The organism is Kytococcus schroeteri, from assembly GCF_002847825.1.
GTDB classification, from domain to species: Bacteria; Actinomycetota; Actinomycetes; order Actinomycetales; family Dermatophilaceae; genus Kytococcus; species Kytococcus schroeteri.
The window spans coordinates 1-16267 of the sequence record NZ_PKIZ01000008.1 but is presented as its reverse complement, the minus strand read 5'-3'; the positions used below and the strand labels follow the sequence as shown (position 1 = coordinate 16267).

Here is a 16267-nt window from a genome sequence, read left to right as displayed (position 1 = left end):
CCCATGCCGAAGAACAAGACCCACTCCGGTACCAAGAAGCGTTTCCGCGTGACCGGCAGCGGCAAGATCATGCGCCAGCGCGCCCGCCACGTCCACAAGTTCCAGGAGCGTTCGTCCAGCGACGCCCGCCGCCTGGTGAACGACGTGCCGGTGGCCAAGGCCGACGAGAAGAAGATCAAGAAGCTGCTGGGTATCTGACCCGCGCCTGATCTCCCCAGCACCTACCTACTGATTCAAGGAGTTACCACGTGGCACGCGTGAAGCGGGCAGTCAACGCCCAGAAGAAGCGTCGAGTCGTTCTCGAGCGCGCCAGCGGTTACCGCGGCCAGCGCTCGCGTCTCTACCGCAAGGCCAAGGAGCAGGTCACCCACTCGCTGGTCTACTCGTTCGACCACCGCAAGGACCGCAAGGGCGACTTCCGCCGTCTGTGGATCCAGCGCATCAACGCTGCGGCCCGCGCGAACGGCATGACCTACAACCGGTTCATCCAGGGCCTGAAGATCGCGGAGGTCGAGGTCGACCGCCGCATGCTGGCCGAGCTGGCCGTCAACGACCCGGCCACCTTCACCGCCCTGGTGGAGATCGCCCGCGCCAACGTCCCGGCCGTCAAGGGTGACGAGACCGCCACCGCCGGCGCCGCCCCGCGTGGCCAGAAGGCCGCCACCGCTGCCGCCCAGGCTGGCGACAGCGCCTCCGTCGAGGCTTCTCGCGAGGCCGAGAACGTGGCCGCGAACGCCTGAGTTCCCACCACACCACCGAACGCCGGTCCACCGTGCTCCCCCGTGACACCCACCTGACCTCCACATCGGGGCGGGTCCGGGCGGCGGCACAGCTGGGCCGGCGTTCGGCGCGTCGGCGCACCGGGCGCTACCTCGTGGAGGGCCCCCAGTGCGTCCGCGAGCTGCTGCGGCACGAGCCCGAGCTCGCCGAGGACGTCTTCGTCACCGCGGACTTCCTCACCACCCAGGCCGAGTTCCGCGAGCTGCTCGAGTCCACGCCCGTCCACTCCCACCTCGTGGACGCCGGGGTGCTGCGCACCATCGCCGATGCGGACACGCCCGCCGGCATCGTGGCCGTTGCCCGGTGGCGCCCGGCCACCCTCGAGGAGGTGCTCCCGGGACTGGGGGAGGGCTTCGGCGCGGTGCTCTCGGAGGTCCGTGACCCGGGCAACCTCGGGACGGTCGTGCGCGCTGCCGACGCCGCCGGTGCGTCCTTCGTCGTGGTCACCGACGCCTCGGTCGACGTCACCAACCCCAAGGTCGTGCGCTCCACGGCCGGCTCGCTGCACCACCTCCCGGTGGTCACCGGCGTCCCCTTCGAGGTCCTGCGTGAGGCGACGGCCGGCTCCGTGCGCCTCGTGGCCGCCGACGGCTACGCCACCACGACGCTGCCCGCGGCCGACCTGACCGGCCCCCACCTGTGGGTCTTCGGCAACGAGGCCCGCGGCCTGCCGGACGCCCAGGTGGCCGCCTGCGACGACGCGGTGGCCGTCCCCCTGCTGGGGCGTGCCGAGTCGCTCAATCTCGCCACCGCCGCCGCCGTCTGCCTCTACGCCTCGGCGATGCACCCCGCACGCGCCTGACGCGCCGCCCCGGGCCGTAGGATGCGGGGCATGTCGAGCCCGGACCACACCCCGCCCGAGACGGCCCCCGAGATCACCCAGGAGGCCGTCGACGCGCTCGTCGAGCAGGCCGTCGCGGACCTCGAGGCGGCCGGCTCCCTGGAGGAGCTGAAGACTGCCCGCCTGGCCCACCTCGGTGACCGCGCGCCGCTCTCCCTGGCCAACCGCAGCATCGGCCAGCTGCCCAACGAGCAGAAGAAGGACGCCGGGCGCATCGTCGGTCAGGCCAAGGGGCGGGTGAACAAGGTCCTGGCCGCCCGCGAGGAGGCCCTCCAGGCGCAGCGGGCCGAGCAGATCCTCCTCGAGGAGACCGTCGACGTCACCGCCCTCCCGGCCCGGCGCAGCGTCGGCTCCCGCCACCCCGTGGAGCTCGTGCAGCAGCGCATGGCCGAGATCTTCACCGGGCTGGGCTGGGAGATCGCCGAGGGCCCCGAGGTCGAGGCGGAGTGGTTCAACTTCGACGCGCTCAACTTCGACGCTGACCACCCGGCCCGCGCCGAGGCCGACACCTTCTACGTCGACCCGCCCGAGCGTAACCTCGTGATGCGCACGCACACCTCCCCGGTGCAGGCTCGCGCCCTCATCGAGTGCGGTGCCCCGCTGTACGTGGCGGTCCCCGGCAAGGTGGGCCGCACCGACGAGATCGACGCCACCCACCTGCCGGTCTTCCACCAGATCGAGGGCCTGGCGGTCGACAAGGGCCTCACCATGGCGCACCTGCGCGGCACCCTGGACCACTTCGCCGCCGAGCTTTTCGGCGAGGGGATCACCACCCGCCTGCGTCCCAACTTCTTCCCCTTCACCGAGCCGAGTGCGGAGATGGACTTCCTGTGCACCGTCTGCCGCGGTGAGGACACCGCCTGCCGCACCTGCGGCGGCACCGGTTGGATCGAGTGGGGCGGCTGCGGCATGGTCCACCCGAACGTGCTGCGCGCCTGCGGGGTGGACCCCGAGGTCTACACCGGCTTCGCGTTCGGCATGGGCGTGGAGCGCGCCCTCATCTTCCGCAACGGCGTCGGCGACCTGCGCGACCTCATCGAGGGCGACGTCCGCTTCAACACGAACTTCACGGTGGAGGTCTGATGCTCATCCCGATCAGCTGGCTGTCCGAGTACGTCGACCTGCCCGCGGGCACCACCGGGGCCGAGGTCGCGGCCGCCCTCGTGAAGGTGGGCTTCGAGGAGGAGTCCCTCGGCGCGCCGATGGTGACCGGTCCGGTCGTCGTCGGTCGCGTGCTCTCGCGCGAGCCGGAGCCGCAGAAGAACGGCAAGACCATCAACTGGTGCCAGGTGGACGTCGGGGATGCCAACGGCACCGGGGAGCCCCAGGGCATCGTCTGCGGCGCGCACAACTTCGACGCCGGGGACCTCGTGGTCGTCTCCCTGCCGGGGGCCGTCCTGGCCGGCGGCTTCGCCATCAGCGAGCGCAAGACCTACGGCCACCTGTCGGCGGGCATGATCTGCTCAGCCTCCGAGCTCGGCCTGGGGGACGACCACGACGGCATCATCGTGCTCACCGAGTACCTGGGTGAGCAGTCCGCGGGCCTGGAGCCCGGCCAGGACGCCCTGCCGCTGCTGGGCCTGGACACCGAGACCATCGAGGTGAACGTGACCCCGGACCGTGGCTACGCCATGAGCATCCGCGGTCTGGCCCGCGAGTACGCGCACTCGACCGGCGCCACCTTCACCGACCCCGCCCTGCTCGAGGTCGACACGCCCTCCGGGCCGGGCGTCCCGGTGGCCCTCCGCGACGAGGCGCCGGTCCGCGGCGTCCCGGGCTGCGACCGCTACGTCGCTCGTGTGGTGCGCGGCATCGACCGTTCCCGCCCGACCCCGCGCTGGATGGCCAAGCGCCTCACCGACGCCGGGGTGCGCCCGCTGGGGCTCGTGGTGGACGTCACCAACTACGTGATGCTGGCGGTCGGCCAGCCCCTCCACGCCTTCGACCTGGGCGCGGTGTCCGGTGGCATCGAGGTGCGCCGGGCGCAGGCGGGGGAGAAGCTCACCACACTCGACGGCCGGGAGCGCACCCTGGACGCCGAGGACCTCGTCATCGCCTCCGGTGGTGTCCCCGTGGCCCTCGCCGGTGTCATGGGTGGCCAGGACTCCGAGATCTCGGAGACCACCACCGACCTCCTGCTGGAGTCCGCCCACTTCGAGGCCGTCGGGATCGCCCGCACCGCGCGTCGCCACCGCTTGGTGTCCGAGGCCTCCAAGCGCTACGAGCGCCGGGTCGACCCGCAGCTCGCTCCGGCGGCCGCGCAGATGGCGGTGGACCTCCTCGTGGATCTCGGCGGGGGAGTGGCCGAGGAGGCCTTCACCGAGGTCGACGAGACCTCGGCGCCGGAGACGTTCGCCTTTGGCACCGGCCGCCCGAGCGCCGTCGTCGGCGTCGACTACGACCGCCGCACGGTGGTGGAGCGGCTGCGCATGATCGGGTGCGAGGTGACCGCCGACCGGGGCGACGCCGCCGAGGGGGACCACGGTGTGGTGACCGTCCTGCCGCCGTCCTGGCGCCCGGACCTGAGGATCCCCGAGGACCTCGTCGAGGAGGTCGCTCGGCTGGGTGGCTACGACGCCATCCCCTCGGTCCTGCCCAAGGCCCCCGGCGGGCGTGGTCTGACGCTGTCGCAGCGTCGCCGCCGCATCGCCGCGGACCTCCTGGCCGATGCGGGCCTCCACCAGGTCGTGACGCTGCCCATGACCTCCGCCGAGCAGTGGGACCGCCTGGGCTACCCGGAGGACGACCCGCGCCGCAACGCGGTGCGCCTGCACAACCCGCTGCGCGCCGAGGAGCCCTTCCTGCGCACGGACCTGCTGCAGACGCTCGTGCCGGCCGCCCGTCGCAACCTGGCCCGCGGCCAGCGCCGGGCTGCGGTCTACGAGCTCGGGCGCGTCGTCATCCCCCACGGCGACGGTGTGGCCCCGGTGCAGGAGGTGGGTGTCCCCGCGTCCGCGGAGATGCTCGCGGCCCTGGCCGACGCCGTGCCGCACCAGCCGTTCCACGCCGCCGGCATCATCGCCGGCGAGTGGGAGCGCCAGGGCTGGTGGGGCCCGGCCCGCGTCGCCGAGTGGTCCGACGCGCTGGAGGTCGTGCTCTCCCTGGCGTCCCGCTTCGGGGTGGAGGTCACGGTCGAACAGGCGCAGCACGCGCCCTTCCATCCCGGCCGCTGCGCACGTCTCGTCCTCGCGGACGGCACCGTCTGGGGCCACGCCGGCGAGCTGCACCCGCAGCGCCTGACGGAGCTGGAGCTGCCGGAGCGCACCGTCGCCTTCGAGGTCGACGTCGACGCCCTCGTGGCCGCCTCCCCGGAGGTCTCCACGCACCAGGACTTCTCCGCCCAGCCGCACTCGCGGGTGGACGTGGCACTGGTCACCGACGCATCGGTGCCGGCCGCCGCCCTGGAGTCCGCGCTGCGCGAGGGCGCGGGGGAGCACCTGGAGTCGGTGGAGATGTTCGACCAGTACACCGGTGAGCAGGTGGGCGAGGGTCGGCGCAGCACGGCGTGGCGCCTGACCTTCCGGGCCGCCGACCGGACGCTGACCAACGAGGAGACCAACGCGGCGCGCGACGCCGCCATCGCCCTGGCTGCCGAGCGCACCGGGGCGGAGCACCGTGGCTGAGCGCCGGTCCGCCCTGGTCGTCGGGGCCTCCCGCGGCATCGGGGCCCACCTGGCGCGTGGGTTCGCCGCGGCCGGGTGGGACCTCGCCCTCACCGCCCGCGATGCCGGGGACCTCGCCGTGGTGGCCGACGACTGTCACGCTCACGGCGCGACGGTGAGCTGCCACGTCCTGGAGGTGACCGACGCCGAGGCCGTCGACGAGGTCGTCGCTGCGTCCTGGCAGGAGCACGCCGGGCTCGACGCCGCGCTCGTGGTCGCAGGCGTCATCGAGACCGAGGCCCCGCTGTGGGAGGTCGACGTCGAGGAGCTCTGGCGGGTCATCGAGGTGAACGTGCGGGGACCGCTGCTGGTGGCCCACGCGCTGGCGCCCCGCATGCTCGAGGCCGGATGTGGCCGTGTCGTCATGCTCAACTCGGGCTCCGGCACGCGCAACTCCGGCACCTACGCCGCCTACGGGGCGAGCAAGTCGGCGCTCTCCCGCATCACCGGCGGTCTCCACGAGGCTGGTGCGGAGCGGGCACTGCGCGCCTTCGACCTCGCCCCGGGGGTGGTCCGCACGGACATGACCGCCTCCATGCCGATGCACGACGACCGGACCGACTGGACGGAGCCCGCGGAGGTGGTCGAACTGGCGTTGGCCCTGGCCGACGGGCGCCTGGACGCGTGGTCCGGGCGCATGGTGCGGGCCGGTGCGGACACGGTGGAGACGCTCCGGCAGGTCACCCCCTCCGGCCCGGCCCGCACCCTGGGCCTCAGGTCATACGGGCCGGGCGACCCTCTCGCCTGAGGGGACGAGCCGTCGGGCCAGGGCAGCCGTTGAGTCGCTGATGAGCTCGACGGGGCCCCGTCCGGGGAGGAAGCGCTGCCAGAGCCAGGCGAGTGCGAGACCTCCGACGGTGCAGGCGGCCAGGAGCGTCCACGAGTTGTCGTGGCCGTACTGCCGTGCCCACCAGGCACTTGCCAGCACATGGGCGGCGTAGAGGCTCAGGGCCGACATACCCATGGTCGCGAGGGGCCTCGCGAGGGCGGGGACGGTGCCTGCCAGGAGGAATGCCGTCGTGAACCCCCAGACCGCCATGTCGGTGTTGGCCAGGGTCTCTACCCAGCTTCCGGAGTCGGCGACCATGACCAGGACGCCGAGGCGGTGGCCGACCATGAGCGCAGCCGTGAGCGCGAGGCCGGTGCACGCCAGCAGGAGCTGGCGGAGGCGCCCCTGTCGGGCGTGCCGCAGCAGGAGGACACCGACGGCCATGTAGGCGACGAAGGGGATGAGTCGGTAGTGCGGGTCGGCAGCCACGACGTGCAGGATCGTCGCGCGGAGGTCATCGCCCTCCAGCAGGGCCCGCCGGTAGAGCGGCACGGACCAGTCCCGAGCCAGGGGGGTGATGACGACGCAGGAGACGGCGACCACCCCGACGATCCAGCTGGGCAGCAGGGCCAGCAGCGGGCTGACGAGGACGGCTGCAGCCAGCGCCTGCAGCACGATGGCGATCTGGGCACCCTGGGTCTCGAGCCACGCACCGAGTACGACGAGGACGACGGCCCGCGGGATGATTCCGGCCACCGTGCGCAGGAACCCGTTGCGCTCAGCGGAGATGGCCGTGCCTGCTCCCACCAGCATGACGAACAGCGACGCGGCGAAGAACTCAGAGAGGTTCAGCAGCTGTCCGGGCCCACCGGACGGGGCGAAGTGGGCGACGAACATGCCCACGATCGAGGCGCCGCGGGCGGCGTCGAGTCCCAGTTCCCGGCGAGGCGCAGTTGACGACGGCGAAGAGCTCATGACGACCCCGTTTGGATGAACATGCAGGTGTGTGAAATATTCAGGTCATGCCAGTAGCCACCACCCCCACGGCGAGGCGTCAGCTGATCGCCGACCTGGTGACGCGGAACGACGTGCACACACAACCACAACTCATGGACATGCTGCGTGCGCACGGCGTCGAGGTGTCGCAGGGCACCCTCTCGCGTGACCTCGATGAGTTGGGCGCGGTCAAGGTGCGCCACGGTGGAGCCCTCGTGTACGCCGTCCCCGGACTCGGGGGCGACCGCACCCCGCGTGCCGCCGAGGCCACCGAGGTGATCCCCGGCCGCCTCCGCCGTGCGGTGGGAGACCTCCTCGTGAGCGCCGAGTCCACCGGCAACCTCGTCGTCGCCCGCACCCCGCCGGGCGCTGCCCAGTACCTTGCCAGCATGCTCGACCAGGCCGAGCTCGACGCCCTCCTGGGCACTGTCGCGGGCGACGACACCCTGCTGCTCGTGGCCCGCGGTGGCCCCGATGCGGGGGAGCGCCTCGCCGCCCAGCTGCTCACCCTGGCCACCCGACGCACCGACACCGAAGGAGCCCCAGTGCACCAGAACCCCGACACCACCGCCGGAGCCGATCAGTGAGCCCGCAGGCAGGCGGCCTGTGGGGCGGTCGGTTCGAAGGGGCCGGCGACGACGCCCTCACGGCACTGAGCCGCTCGACCCACTTCGACATGCGCCTGGCGCCCTACGACCTCGCCGGCTCGCGCGCCCACGCCCGGGCCCTGCACCGCGCCGGTATCCTCACTGAGGCCGACCGGGACGCCATCGTGGGCGGCCTGGACCAGTTGGAGGCCGACCTCGAGGCGGGGACCTTCACGGTCGTGCCCGAGGACGAGGACGTCCACTCCGCCCTCGAGCGGGGTCTCGTGGAGCGGGTCGGCCCGGAGGTCGGTGGCCGTCTGCGCGCCGGTCGTTCGCGCAACGACCAGATCGCCACCCAGGTGCGCCTGTACCTGCGCGACGCGATCGCCGAGGTCGCCGACCAGGTGGCCGACGTGGTCGACGCCCTCGGGGAACAGTCCCGTCGCCACCCCGACGCGGTGATGCCGGGCCGTACTCACCTGCAGCACGCTCAGCCGGTGCTGCTGGCCCACCACCTCGGCGCCCACGCGTGGTCGTTCCTCCGTGATCTCGAGCGGCTGCGGGACCTCGCGTGCCGACTCGACCGGTCTGCCTACGGGTCGGCCGCCCTGGCCGGGACCTCCCTCGGGCTGGACCCCGTCTCCGTGGCCCACGAGCTGGGCTTCAGCGACTCGGTGCCCAACAGCATCGACGGCACCGCCTCGCGTGACCTGGTGGCCGAGTTCTGCTTCGTCATCGCCCAGCTGGGCATCTCGATGTCACGCCTCAGCGAGGAGGTGATCCTCTGGGCCACCGCGGAGTTCCGCTACGTGACGCTCTCGGACGCCTTCTCCACCGGCTCCAGCATCATGCCGCAGAAGAAGAACCCCGACGTCGCCGAACTGGCCCGCGGCAAGAGCGGACGACTCATCGGGGACCTGGCGGGCCTCATGGCCACGCTCAAGGGACTCCCACTGGCCTACAACCGCGACCTGCAGGAGGACAAGGAGCCGGCCTTCGACGCGCACGACACCGCCGTCCTGCTGCTCCCCGCGGTGGCCGGCATGGTGCGCACCCTCACCTTCCACCCCGACACGATGGAGGCCTCCGCGCCGCGCGGGTTCTCGCTGGCCACCGACCTCGCCGACTGGATGGTCCGCCAGGGCGTGCCCTTCCGGGACGCCCACGAGGCCTCGGGGGAGTGCGTGCGGCGGTGCGAGGCGGCCGGCATCGAGCTCGACGAGCTGCCCGACGAGGACCTGGCACAGGTGCACCCCGCGCTCACCCCCGAGGTGCGGTCCGTCCTCGACGTCCGCGGGTCGGTGGAGGCCCGCGACGGTCGCGGCGGGACGGCGCCGGTGCGGGTGGCCGAGCAGTGGCAGGAGCTCACCGAGGCCCTGGACCGCGTCACCGCCGAGGTCCAGACGGCCACCGGAGGACGTTCCGCGCAGCAGGCCTGATCCGATGGCGTGCACGGGCCCCGTCTCCACCCCGCACCGGGAGGAGGCGGGGCCTGTGGCACAGTGTGCGCCGTGAGCGAGAACACCGGGAACCCCGTGGACGGCGCAGCAGCGCGCACCCGTGCAGCGGTGGTCGACGAGCTCCAGTGGCGCGGCCTCATCGGCCAGTCCACGGACCTCGAGGCCCTTCGTGACCTGATGGCCCGGGGGCCGGTGACCTTCTACTGCGGATTCGACCCGACGGCACCCTCCCTGCACGTGGGACACCTCGTCCAGCTGCTCACGATGCGCCGCCTCCAGCAGGCGGGCCACCGTCCGCTCGTCCTCGTCGGCGGGTCCACGGGCCTCATCGGCGACCCGCGTCCCACCTCCGAGCGCACCCTCAACAGCCCGGAGACCGTGCGCGGCTGGGTGGACTCGATTGCCCACCAGGTGCGGCCCTTCCTCGACTTCGAGGGGGAGAACGCTGCGGTCCCGGTGAACAACCTCGACTGGTTCGGGGGTCTGAGCGCGCTGGACTTCCTGCGGGACGTCGGCAAGCACTTCCGCGTCAACCAGATGCTCAAGAAGGACGCCATCGCCGCGCGCCTGGCCTCCGAGGAGGGGATCTCCTACACCGAGTTCAGCTACCAGCTGCTGCAGGGCTTCGACTACGGCCACCTGCACGAGCAGTACGACTGCCGGTTGCAGATCGGTGGTGGCGACCAGTGGGGCAACCTGAGCAGCGGTGTGGACTACGTGCACCGGACCACGGGGGAGTCCGTCCATGCGCTCTCCACGCCGCTGGTCACGGACGCCTCGGGCCGCAAGTTCGGCAAGTCCGAGGGGAACGCCATTTGGCTGGATGCCGAGCTCACCTCCCCGTGGGCCTTCTACCAGTTCTGGGTCAACGCGGACGACGCCACGGTGGTCTCCTACCTCAAGCTCTTCACCGACCGTTCCCCCGAGGACATCGCCGAGCTGGAGCGCCAGGTGGCCGAGGAGCCTTTCCGCCGTGCGGCACAGAAGGCGCTCGCCGAGGACATGACCCGGCTCGTGCACGGTGACGACGCGACGACAGCCGTCCAGCAGGCCGCCGAGGCGCTCTTCGGCAAGGGTGACCTGGCGGCCGTGGACCCCCGGGCCCTGACGGATGCGACCGCCGAGCTGGCCGGTGCCGACGTCCAGGTGGGCGACGCCTGGATCGACGTCGTGGTGGCGTGCGGCTTCGCCGACTCCCGCAAGGCCGCCAAGCGACTCCTCGCAGAGGGCGCGATGTCGGTCAACGGAACCCGGATCGAGGGGATCGACGGTGCCATCGCCGCGGACGACTTCCTCGCGGGGCGCGTGGCCGTCGTGCGTCGTGGTCGCAAGTCGATGGCCGCAGCCCGCCTCAGCGAGGGCGGCTGAGCCGCATCCCGTCCGCAGAACGGGCCGTCCGGGGACCACCCGGGCGGCCCGTTTTGCGTCGGGCCCGCTGGGTGTGTATTGTTCCTCCTCGTTGCCCAGCCGGGTGGCTCGCTCCGGGAGACCGGGGAGTGTGGGTCCGGGGTCTGGGTGGCGGCAACCTCTTTCTCTCAGGTCTGGTGATCTGGTCTGTCCTTCGTGGGGCGGGTTGGTGAGCGGGGCTGGGATGGTGTAAGGTTGTGGATCGCCCCTGAACGAGATCGCGCTGTGTGTGCGGTGGGTGTTGGGGAGTGTTTGGTCCTTGAGAACTCAACAGTGTGTCATGAATCGATGCCAAATTATTTTGTTGTATCCCTTTCGCATCCATGGCGTGGCTGGCCTTTGTGGTTGGTCGGTCGTGGGTGTGTTTGGTTGATTTCTTTGGCGATGAAGTTTGAGTCCAGCGACTCATTCTGACTCTGCCAGTATTGAATTTTCTACGGAGAGTTTGATCCTGGCTCAGGACGAACGCTGGCGGCGTGCTTAACACATGCAAGTCGAACGGTGAAGCGGGTGCTTGCACTCGTGGATCAGTGGCGAACGGGTGAGTAACACGTGAGTAACCTGCCCATCACTCTGGGATAAGCGCTGGAAACGGCGTCTAATACTGGATACGACCAACCCTTGCATGGGGTGTTGGTGGAAAGATTTATCGGTGGTGGATGGACTCGCGTCCTATCAGCTTGTTGGTGGGGTAATGGCCTACCAAGGCGACGACGGGTAGCCGGCCTGAGAGGGCGACCGGCCACACTGGGACTGAGACACGGCCCAGACTCCTACGGGAGGCAGCAGTGGGGAATATTGCACAATGGGCGAAAGCCTGATGCAGCGACGCCGCGTGAGGGATGACGGCCTTCGGGTTGTAAACCTCTTTCAGCAGGGAAGAAGCTTTTGTGACGGTACCTGCAGAAGAAGCACCGGCTAACTACGTGCCAGCAGCCGCGGTAATACGTAGGGTGCGAGCGTTGTCCGGAATTATTGGGCGTAAAGAGCTTGTAGGCGGTTTGTCGCGTCTGCTGTGAAAATCTGGGGCTTAACCCTGGACGTGCAGTGGGTACGGGCAGACTAGAGTGTGGTAGGGGAGACTGGAATTCCTGGTGTAGCGGTGGAATGCGCAGATATCAGGAGGAACACCGATGGCGAAGGCAGGTCTCTGGGCCATTACTGACGCTGAGAAGCGAAAGCATGGGGAGCGAACAGGATTAGATACCCTGGTAGTCCATGCCGTAAACGTTGGGCGCTAGGCGTGGGTCTCATTCCACGAGATCCGTGTCGAAGCTAACGCATTAAGCGCCCCGCCTGGGGAGTACGGCCGCAAGGCTAAAACTCAAAGGAATTGACGGGGGCCCGCACAAGCGGCGGAGCATGCTGATTAATTCGATGCAACGCGAAGAACCTTACCAAGGCTTGACATGCACCGGACAGTCCCAGAGATGGGATCTTCTTCGGACTGGTGCACAGGTGGTGCATGGTTGTCGTCAGCTCGTGTCGTGAGATGTTGGGTTAAGTCCCGCAACGAGCGCAACCCTCGTTCTATGTTGCCAGCACGTGATGGTGGGGACTCATAGGAGACTGCCGGGGTCAACTCGGAGGAAGGTGGGGATGACGTCAAATCATCATGCCCCTTATGTCTTGGGCTTCAAGCATGCTACAATGGCCGGTACAGAGGGTTGCGATGCCGTGAGGTGGAGCGAATCCCAAAAAACCGGTCTCAGTTCGGATTGGGGTCTGCAACTCGACCCCATGAAGTCGGAGTCGCTAGTAATCGCAGATCAGCAACGCTGCGGTGAATACGTTCCCGGGCCTTGTACACACCGCCCGTCAAGTCACGAAAGTCGGTAACACCCGAAGCCGGTGGCCTAACCCTTGTGGGAGGAGCCGTCTAAGGTGGGACCGGTGATTGGGACTAAGTCGTAACAAGGTAGCCGTACCGGAAGGTGCGGCTGGATCACCTCCTTTCTAAGGAGCTCATCACGCCCTGGTGGCCGGGTTGTTCTGGTTGCTGGTGGTGTCATGTAACTCATCATCCTGTTGGGTGGTGGGGCCCTTTGCGTGCCCGAGTGTGGTACGGAGGGTGCTTCTGGGTGGAACATCGATTGATCATGATCTGGTTGGTTGTGCCATGTGTGAGTACGGCGCCTCTTGTGGGGTGTTGGGAAAGTGTGTGGTGTGGCTGGTTGGGTTGTTGACACACTGTTGGGTCCCCAGGGACCAAGCCCGGTGTGGCTGGGTTTGATCCTGGTTCCCTGATTCTGGTCGTGCTGCCTGTTGGTGGTGTGGTTGGGGTTGCGGGGTTGTTTTTTGAGAACTTCACAGTGGACGCGAGCATCTTTGTGTCAAGTTTTTAAGGGCACATGGTGGATGCCTTGGCATCAGAAACCGATGAAGGACGTGAGAATCTGCGATAAGCCTCGGGTAGTCGATAACTAGACGTTGATCCGAGGATTTCCGAATGGGGTAACCCGGCTGGAGGCAAGTCCAGTCACCGCTACCTGAATATATAGGGTAGAGGGAGGGAACGTGGGGAAGTGAAACATCTCAGTACCCACAGGAAGAGAAAACAATTGTGATTCCGTGAGTAGTGGCGAGCGAAAGCGGATGAGGCTAAACCGGTCACGTGTGATACCTGGTAGGGGTTGCGTGGTCGGGGTTGTGGGAGCGATCGTCCGAGGTCTACCAGCCTCGGGGGCAGTGAGAAATGTTGGTGGTAGTCGAACGGTCTTGAAGGGCCGGGCAGAGAGGGTGCGACCCCCGTAGACGAAACTGCTGGCACTGTTTGTGTTGTTTCCCGAGTAGCACGGGGCCCGTGAAATCTCGTGTGAATCTGCCGGGACCACCCGGTAAGCCTAAATATTCTCTGATGACCGATAGCGGACAAGTACCGTGAGGGAAAGGTGAAAAGTACCCCGGGAGGGGAGTGAAATAGTTCCTGAAACCATGTGCCTACAATCCGTAGGAGCCCTTCGGGGTGACTGCGTGCCTTTTGAAGAATGAGCCTGCGAGTTAGTGCTCAGTGGCAAGGTTAACCCGTGTGGGGAAGCCGTAGCGAAAGCGAGTCCGAAGAGGGCGTCATAGTCGCTGGGTCTAGACCCGAAGCGGAGTGATCTACCCATGGCCAGGTTGAAGCGCCGGTAAGACGGCGTGGAGGACCGAACCCACTTAGGTTGAAAACTGAGGGGATGAGCTGTGGGTAGGGGTGAAAGGCCAATCAAACTCCGTGATAGCTGGTTCTCCCCGAAATGCATTTAGGTGCAGCGTCACGTGTTTCTTGCCAGAGGTAGAGCTACTGGATAGCTAATGGGCCCCACCGGGTTACTGACGTTAGCCAAACTCCGAATGCTGGTAAGTGAAGCGTGGCAGTGAGACTGCGGGGGATAAGCTTCGTAGTCGAGAGGGAAACAGCCCAGATCACCAACTAAGGTCCCTAAGCGTGTGCTAAGTGGGAAAGGATGTGGAGTTGCTGTGACAACCAGGAGGTTGGCTTAGAAGCAGCCACCCTTTAAAGAGTGCGTAACAGCTCACTGGTCAAGTGATTCCGCGCCGACAATGTAGCGGGGCTCAAGCACACCACCGAAGTTGTGGCAACGAAAGTTGGGTAGGGGAGCGTCGTGTAGCGAGTGAAGCGGCGGAGTGATCCAGTCGTGGATGCTGCACGAGTGAGAATGCAGGCATGAGTAGCGAAAGACGGGTGAGAAACCCGTCCACCGAATAACCAAGGGTTCCAGGGTCAAGCTAATCTGCCCTGGGTAAGTCGGGACCTAAGGCGAGGCCGACAGGCGTAGTCGATGGACATCCGGTTGATATTCCGGAACCGGCGAAGGACCGCCCCTGGCGAGGCTGTGGATGCTAACCGTGTGATCACTGCTGATCGGCACTTTGTGTTGTGATGATGGTGTGAGCCCGGGACCCGAGACAGTAGTAGCCAAGCGATGGAGAGACGCAAGAAGGTAGCTGCTGCGTGGCGATGGTTGTCCACGTCCAAGGGTGTAGGGTGATGTATAGGTAAATCCGTGCATCGTGTGCCTGAGACCTGATGGTGACCGCGTATGCGGGAAGTCAGTGATCCTATGTTGCCGAGAAAATCTTCTAGCGAGGTTCTAGCCGCCCGTACCCCAAACCGACTCAGGTGGTTAGGTAGAGAATACCAAGGTGATCGAGTGAATCGTGGTTAAGGAATTCGGCAAAATACCCCCGTAACTTCGGGAGAAGGGGGGCCTGATCCGTGAAACCACTTGCTGGTGGCAGCGGTGATGGCCGCAGAGACCAGGGAGAAGCGACTGTTTACTAAAAACACAGGTCCGTGCGAAGTCGCAAGACGATGTATACGGACTGACGCCTGCCCGGTGCTGGAAGGTTAAGGGGACGAGTCAACCCTTTTGGGTGCAGCTCTGAACTTAAGCCCCAGTAAACGGCGGTGGTAACTATAACCATCCTAAGGTAGCGAAATTCCTTGTCGGGTAAGTTCCGACCTGCACGAATGGCGTAACGACTTCTCCACTGTCTCAACCGCGAACTCGGCGAAATTGCACTACGAGTAAAGATGCTCGTTACGCGCAGCAGGACGGAAAGACCCCGGGACCTTTACTACAGCTTGGTATTGGTATTCGGTGCGGCTTGTGTAGGATAGGTGGGAGACTGTGAAGCGCACGCGCCAGCGTGTGTGGAGTCATCGTTGAAATACCACTCTGGTCGCTCTGGGTATCTAACTTCGGTCCGTGATCCGGATCAGGGACAGTGTCTGGTGGGTAGTTTAACTGGGGCGGTTGCCTCCTAAAGGGTAACGGAGGCGCTCAAAGGTTCCCTCAGCCTGGTTGGTAACCAGGTTTCGAGTGTAAGTGCACAAGGGAGCTTGACTGTGAGACGTACAGGTCGAGCAGGGACGAAAGTCGGAACTAGTGACCCGACGGTGGATTGTGGAATCGCCGTCGCTCAACGGATAAAAGGTACCCCGGGGATAACAGGCTGATCCTGCCCAAGAGCTCATATCGACGGCATGGTTTGGCACCTCGATGTCGGCTCGTCGCATCCTGGGGCTGGAGTAGGTCCCAAGGGTTGGGCTGTTCGCCCATTAAAGCGGTACGCGAGCTGGGTTTAGAACGTCGTGAGACAGTTCGGTCCCTATCCGCTGCGCGCGTAGGAAACTTGAGAAGGGCTGTCCCTAGTACGAGAGGACCGGGATGGACGAACCTCTGGTGTGTCAGTTGTTCTGCCAAGGGCACCGCTGATTAGCTACGTTCGGAAGTGATAACCGCTGAAAGCATCTAAGCGGGAAGCACGCTTCAAGATGAGGTTTCCATGCCCCTTGTGGGTGAGAGGCTCCCAGCTAGACTACTGGGTTGATAGGCCGGATGTGGAAGCACAGTAATGTGTGGAGCTGACCGGTACTAATAAGCCGATGACTTGCTACAAAGGTGCTACGCGTCCACTGTGTGGTTCCCGGAAAACACACCCCGGGAAACAACCAGCGACCACTTTGGGTTTGTGCCTGGGTGGGTGGTTGGTTCAAGTGAATACGAGTCTCGTGAGGCCACCATGCGTGTGTGGTTCGAGACACGAATCGACTCGCCAGAGTGTGTGTGAGTACGAGAGTGTTTCGGTGGTCATAGCGAAGGGGAAACGCCCGGTCACATTCCGAACCCGGAAGCTAAGCCCTTCAGCGCCGATGGTACTGCACTGGGAACGGTGTGGGAGAGTAGGACACCGCCGAACTCAACGTTTGTTTCAGCCCCGCCCAACTGTTGTTGGGCGGGGCTGAAACCATTCCCGGG

At 66.6% G+C, this 16267-nt stretch carries 9 protein-coding genes, 3 rRNA genes and 1 pseudogene; 12 read left to right on the top strand and 1 reads right to left on the bottom strand.

What is annotated here, in order from left to right:
* Positions 1-3 precede the first annotated feature (3 nt).
* From rpmI to CYJ76_RS05160, 6 genes and pseudogenes are all read left to right on the top strand, one after another.
* Positions 4-198, top strand: coding sequence for a 50S ribosomal protein L35 (rpmI, locus tag CYJ76_RS05185; protein WP_070703846.1), 195 nt, complete (start codon positions 4-6; stop codon positions 196-198).
* Positions 199-248: 50 nt separating this feature from the next.
* Positions 249-605: pseudogene (rplT, locus tag CYJ76_RS05180) on the top strand (50S ribosomal protein L20); the annotation flags it as partial.
* Between the two features lie 167 nt (positions 606-772).
* Positions 773-1582: a TrmH family RNA methyltransferase gene (locus tag CYJ76_RS05175; RefSeq protein WP_237769716.1), complete on the top strand. Its 810-nt coding sequence runs from the start codon at positions 773-775 to the stop codon at positions 1580-1582.
* Positions 1583-1612: 30 nt separating this feature from the next.
* Positions 1613-2704 (top strand): phenylalanine--tRNA ligase subunit alpha, encoded by a 1092-nt coding sequence (gene pheS / locus CYJ76_RS05170; protein WP_101849450.1) that lies wholly within the window; start codon positions 1613-1615, stop codon positions 2702-2704.
* Entirely contained in the window at positions 2704-5244 is a 2541-nt protein-coding gene (gene pheT, locus CYJ76_RS05165) for a phenylalanine--tRNA ligase subunit beta (RefSeq protein WP_101849449.1), read from the top strand. Before pheS ends, pheT begins: the two co-directional genes overlap by 1 nt.
* On the top strand, positions 5237-6031 hold the full coding sequence (locus CYJ76_RS05160) for an SDR family NAD(P)-dependent oxidoreductase (RefSeq protein ID WP_070703854.1): 795 nt from the start codon (positions 5237-5239) through the stop codon (positions 6029-6031). Before pheT ends, CYJ76_RS05160 begins: the two co-directional genes overlap by 8 nt.
* Here the strand turns inward: CYJ76_RS05160 and CYJ76_RS05155 are convergent.
* Positions 6002-7027 (bottom strand): heparan-alpha-glucosaminide N-acetyltransferase domain-containing protein, encoded by a 1026-nt coding sequence (locus CYJ76_RS05155; protein WP_101849448.1) that lies wholly within the window; start codon positions 7025-7027, stop codon positions 6002-6004. The genes CYJ76_RS05160 and CYJ76_RS05155 overlap by 30 nt on opposite strands.
* 47 nt (positions 7028-7074) lie before the next feature.
* Here CYJ76_RS05155 and CYJ76_RS05150 point away from each other — a divergent pair, with 47 nt between their 5' ends.
* From CYJ76_RS05150 to rrf, 6 genes are all read left to right on the top strand, one after another.
* Positions 7075-7635 carry an arginine repressor gene (locus CYJ76_RS05150; RefSeq protein WP_070703858.1) on the top strand — a complete coding sequence of 187 codons (561 nt, stop codon included), beginning with the start codon at positions 7075-7077 and terminating at the stop codon, positions 7633-7635.
* The gene (gene argH / locus CYJ76_RS05145) at positions 7632-9074 is read left to right on the top strand and encodes an argininosuccinate lyase (protein WP_070703860.1); all 1443 of its coding nucleotides are present in this window, start codon (positions 7632-7634) and stop codon (positions 9072-9074) included. Before CYJ76_RS05150 ends, argH begins: the two co-directional genes overlap by 4 nt.
* A 72-nt stretch (positions 9075-9146) precedes the next feature.
* Complete coding sequence (gene tyrS, locus CYJ76_RS05140; protein WP_237769717.1) at positions 9147-10463, top strand: tyrosine--tRNA ligase; 1317 nt, start codon at positions 9147-9149, stop codon at positions 10461-10463.
* A gap of 472 nt (positions 10464-10935) precedes the next feature.
* Positions 10936-12458, top strand: a 16S ribosomal RNA gene (locus tag CYJ76_RS05135).
* 375 nt (positions 12459-12833) lie between these two features.
* A 23S ribosomal RNA gene (locus tag CYJ76_RS05130) occupies positions 12834-15907 on the top strand.
* 184 nt (positions 15908-16091) lie between these two features.
* Positions 16092-16208, top strand: a 5S ribosomal RNA gene (gene rrf, locus CYJ76_RS05125).
* The 16S, 23S and 5S rRNA genes sit together here, the layout of an rRNA operon.
* The last annotated feature ends 59 nt before the right edge of the window (positions 16209-16267 follow it).